Origin of the sequence: Sandarakinorhabdus limnophila DSM 17366 (assembly GCF_945882885.1) — a bacterium.
Classification (GTDB): domain Bacteria; phylum Pseudomonadota; class Alphaproteobacteria; order Sphingomonadales; family Sphingomonadaceae; genus Sandarakinorhabdus; species Sandarakinorhabdus limnophila_A.
The window spans coordinates 1-4,533 of sequence record NZ_CAMCWT010000100.1; the positions used below are offsets into that span (position 1 = coordinate 1).

Annotated in this window: 5 protein-coding genes; 1 reads left to right on the forward strand and 4 read right to left on the reverse strand. The window is 66.5% G+C overall.

What is annotated here, in order from left to right; all coding sequences use genetic code 11:
* The 4 genes from Q7O19_RS13065 to Q7O19_RS13080 form a co-directional block, all read right to left on the reverse strand.
* Window positions 1-1,213 (reverse strand): SPOR domain-containing protein (locus tag Q7O19_RS13065; protein WP_303810927.1); only part of this gene is annotated, 1,213 nt, incomplete at its 3' end.
* On the reverse strand, window positions 1,201-2,439 hold the full coding sequence (locus tag Q7O19_RS13070) for a dihydroorotase family protein (protein ID WP_303810928.1): 1,239 nt from the start codon (window positions 2,437-2,439) through the stop codon (window positions 1,201-1,203). The genes Q7O19_RS13065 and Q7O19_RS13070, both read right to left, overlap by 13 nt.
* On the reverse strand, window positions 2,436-3,425 hold the full coding sequence (locus tag Q7O19_RS13075) for an aspartate carbamoyltransferase catalytic subunit (RefSeq protein ID WP_303810929.1): 990 nt from the start codon (window positions 3,423-3,425) through the stop codon (window positions 2,436-2,438). The genes Q7O19_RS13070 and Q7O19_RS13075 overlap by 4 nt, the downstream gene beginning before the upstream one ends.
* A 52-nt stretch (window positions 3,426-3,477) precedes the next feature.
* Entirely contained in the window at window positions 3,478-3,636 is a 159-nt protein-coding gene (locus tag Q7O19_RS13080) for a hypothetical protein (RefSeq protein WP_303810930.1), read from the reverse strand.
* A 139-nt stretch (window positions 3,637-3,775) separates the two neighbouring features.
* Here Q7O19_RS13080 and Q7O19_RS13085 point away from each other — a divergent pair.
* The coding region (locus tag Q7O19_RS13085) for a glycosyltransferase family 2 protein (protein ID WP_303810931.1) at window positions 3,776-4,533 on the forward strand (758 nt) is incomplete at its 3' end.

Sequence of the window (4,533 nt, forward strand, 5' to 3'; positions counted from 1 at the left end):
CGATTTCCAGCGTCTTGCAGCCGTCGCGGGCTTCGTCGCGGGTGGGGAATGGGCCGACCTGCAGGCGGTAGTTTTTGCCGAATTTGCCGATCGTCGGGTGCAGGCCCTTGGTCGACTTCTTGTTCGCGGCGGCAAGTTTGGCCCAGGCCTGCATGGCGGTTTTCTGGTTGGGATAGGTGCCAAGCTGGATGCGCCAGCCGGTTTCCTTCGGCTCGGCGGCCTTCTTGGCGGCCAGTTTCTTTTCGGCGGCGCGTTTTTCAGCGGCGGCTTCGGCGGCACGGTTGGGCCGAGCGGTGGGCGGCGCCAAGGGGGACGTGCTGGCGGCCAGAGCGGGTTGGCGCATCGGTTCGGCGGCAGCGGGCGCTGAATCTTGCGCGTCTTCGGTGTCGCCTTCGCCCGCGTCTGCATCGGCATCGGCGGCTTTCAGCGCCGCGGCGTTCAGAGCGGCAGTGCTGGTGCCGAAAGCCGCTGCTGGCGCGCTGGCGACCACGATCTCCGGTGGCGGCGTGGTGACGGCCATCATCGGCGGCGGCTGTATGCCGGGCTGGAACTGCGCCGGGATGTTGCTGCCGTTGGCGAGCGATGTGGCGATCTGCCAGCCGTTCGCGCGATCGAGCGACTGGATCACTTGGGAAAGTTCATTCAGCGCCTTGGTGGCTTCGGGCAGGCCTTGCGCGGCGGCGCGCACCAAATAGGCATAGGCCAGCGGCAGGGATTTCACTGCGCCATCGCCGTTCCAGTGCACGATGCCCAGCACATATTGGGCGCGCATTTCGCCGCGATCGGCGGCAGCCTTCAGCCAGCGCACGGCTTCGGCCTTTTCGGTGGCTTGGAACAACAAGATGCCCAGATTGGCCTGCGCGGGCAGATGGCCCTTCACGGCGGCGCGGCGATACCAGTCGCCGGCGGTGGTCTTTTCGAGCGCGACGCCGCGGCCGAGTTTATAAGCCTGGCCCATGTTGAACATGGCATCGGCATCGCCGTTTTCCGCAAACGGCTGCCACATGGAAACGGCGGCATCCCACTTGCTGGCGCGCCAAAGTTCAACGCCTTGGCGCACCGATGGCGGCGGCGGCGTGGCGCGGGCAGGTGCGGCAGCGGCCGGGCGGCTGGCACGCTTTTTCTTGCCCTTCTTCTTGCGGGCGGCGAGCGCAGGATCGCCGGCCACTAGGGCCAGCACCAGCAGGGCGCCAATGATCCTTACACGCGCCAAACCACGTCTCCACCTTTGATTGTCATGCGCACGATGCCGGCGGTTGGCACACCATCAAAAGGCGTGTTGCCGGCTCCGTGAAATTTCCGTCCGTCGATACGCCAGGGGGCCGCTTCATCAAAGACCACAAGGTCTGCAGGTGCGCCCAGTTGCAGCGTTCCGGCGATGAGCCCAAAGCGGCGGGCAGGATTGAGGCTGAGCATGGCCACCAGGCGCGGCAGATCGATCACACCATCGCGCACAAGGCCCAGGCCCAGCGCCAGCAGGGTTTCAGCGCCGGCCATTCCGGCGCGGGCATCGGCGAAGGGCTGGCGCTTGTCTTCCTGGCTTTGCGGATCGTGGCCGGATGAGAGAATGGTGATCAGGCCGGCGCGGATGCCCTCGATCGCCGCCAGCCGGTCGCGCTCATCGCGCAGCGGCGGGGACAGGCGGGCAAAGCTGCGGAAGCCGGAGACGGCCATATCGTTGAGGAATAGGTGGGCGGGCGTGATGCCGGCCGTCACATCCAAGCCGCGCGACTGCGCAGCAGCAATCACGGCGAGGCCTTCGGCCGTGGTGACCTGGCGGATGTGCAGTGCCGCGCCAGTGGCTTGGGCAAGGCGGCAATCGCGGCTGATGGCCAGGCTTTCCGCAAAGGCCGGCGCGGCGGCAAGGCCCAGCCGGGTCGCATATTCGCCCGCCGTGGCGACGGCGCCGGCGGTGAGCCCTGGTTCCTCGGCATGGCTGACCACGGTCAAGCCATGGCCATGGGCATAGGCGAGCAGCCGGTGCATGACGCGGGCATCGGCGATGGCGTGGCGACCGGTGGCGACACCCACGGCGCCAGCGGCCTTGGCCAGGCCGATTTCGGCCAGTTCCGCGCCGTTCAGCCCGCGGGTGGCAGCGGCGAGCGGGTGCACCCACACTTCTGGCTTGCCCGATCCTTGGGCATAGGCAACCAGTGCTGGCTCATCCAGCGGCGGCGACTGATCGGGCATCAGCACCATGCGGGTGATGCCGCCCGCGTTGGCCGCAGCGGTATCGGCCTTGAACACGCCGGCATCGATGATCCCCGGCGCGGCCACCAACCCACGCGCATCAATCACCGTGGCCTCAGAAGGCGGCTCATGCTGGCCGATGCCAGCAACCTTGCGGTCCTTCAGCAGGATGTTGGCAATGCTGTCATGCCCGGTTGCGGGGCAGATGACGCGGGCGCCAGTGAGCGCGATGGGGGCGGTGACCATCATGCCCAGCCCTCCACACCACGCCGTTTGCGGGTCAGCACATCAAGGCAGGCCATGCGCACCGCAACACCCATTTCCACCTGTTCGGTGACGGCGCTGCGGGCGATATCGTCGGCAATGGCGCCTTCGATCTCCACGCCGCGGTTCATCGGGCCGGGGTGCATCACCAGCACATCGGGCGCAGCCTTGGCGAGGCGGGCTTCGGTGAGCCCGTAAAAACGGAAATACTCCCTCGGACTGGGCACATAGGCGCCCTCCATGCGCTCAGTCTGCAGGCGCAGCATCATCACCACGTCGGCCCCGGCAAGGCCCGCATCCATGTCGGTGAAACTTTGCACGGCATAGCCATCAAGGCCGTCGGGCAGCAGGGTGGACGGGGCCACGGCGCGCACTTCGGCGCCTAGGCTGGCCAGCAGCTGGAAATTGGAACGGGCAACGCGGCTGTGCAATATATCGCCGCAGATCGCCACGCGTAGCCCGGCGATGCGGCCCTTGCGGTGGCGGATGGTGAGGGCGTCGAGCAGCGCCTGGGTGGGGTGTTCGTGGCGGCCATCGCCGGCATTCAGCACCGGGCAATCGACCTTTTCCGAAATAAGCTGCACCGCGCCCGACGATCCGTGGCGGATCACGATCATGTCCGGGTGCATGGCGTTCAGCGTCAGCGCGGTATCCAGCAGGGTCTCGCCCTTCTTAAGGCTGGAGCCGGAGACGCCAAGATTAACCACGTCTGCCCCCAGCCGCTTGCCGGCGATTTCGAAGCTGAGCAGCGTGCGGGTGGAGTTTTCGAAAAAGGCGTTGATCTGGGTAAGGCCGGCGAGACGATCATCCCGCTTGGCCGTACGGGCGCGGTTCATGTCCACCCATTGTTCGGCTTCATCCAGCAGGAACGCGATTTCCCACGGCTTCAGCTGGGCGATACCGAGCAGATGTTCATGCGGGAACGGATGCGCGCCGCCTGCAAGAGCCGGATGGGAGGGGGTGCGCGCCATGGTGCCCACCCCTAATGGCACGGGGCTTGCCAATCAACCCGTGCAGCGGCCATCAATCGCCCCCTAAATCACTGCGCCAGCGCAGGACGGGCAGCACCGAAGCGAAATCATCGCTCCACGGCGCCAGCCCCTTCTGGCTGCGGGGTGGGCGCCAGCCGCCGCCCGCCGCCGCCAGCGCATCGAGCCGGGCGGGGTCGCGAGACAGCGCCACCCAGGTCGATCCAGCCCGATCAACAGGCCGATGGCCATCGGCATCACCAGCCGCGCCAGATCAGCGTTCGAAAGCATCGGCAACAGCCGTGCCGGACCATGGCTTGTCGGTCAAGCATCGCCGCCGTAAGGCAGCGGTCATGGCCACCGCTTTCCGCCCCAAATGGGTTGTCGTCATCGCCTTCTACAACGAGGCGAACTATATCGCGCCGACCGTGCAGTGCGCGCTGGCGCAGGATCGCGACGACATCATGCTGGTGTGTGTGGACAACGCCTCCACCGATGCCAGCGCTCAGATCGTGGCCGATGCCATCGACGGCAATCCCCGCGCCATGCTGGTCACCGAAACGAACCAGGGCCACACGTTTGCACTGCGGCGCGGCCTTGCCATCGCGCAGGAGCTCGGCGCCGGAAACATCGCCTTTTGGGATGCCGATACCTTCTACCCGCCGCATTACATCAGCCGCGCCGACGAACTGATGGGCACCGACAAGCGTATTGTCGGCGTGCAGGCCTTCGACATCTACGGTCCCTACGACAGTTTCAAGAACCGCATTGTCCGCCATCGCATGGCGCTCACCGCCAGCTTGCTGAGCGGCCAGGGCCACACCGGCACCTTTGGTCAGGCCTTCCGCATCGCGCCGCTGGTCGCCTGCGGTGGCCCCAAGAGCGATCAATGGCCGTTCGTGCTGTACGATCACGAACTCATCCACCGCGTGCTGAAACAGGGCCGCCTCACCCACGCGGCCGATCATGTCTGCTGGCCGGCGCCGCGCCGGCAGGTGAAGGGCCATGTGCGCTGGAACCTTGTGGAGCGGCTCACCTATGCGCTGACGCCCTATGCGGTGAAAGACTGGTTCTTCTACGATTTCCTCGCGCCCCGGCTGCGGACGCGCGG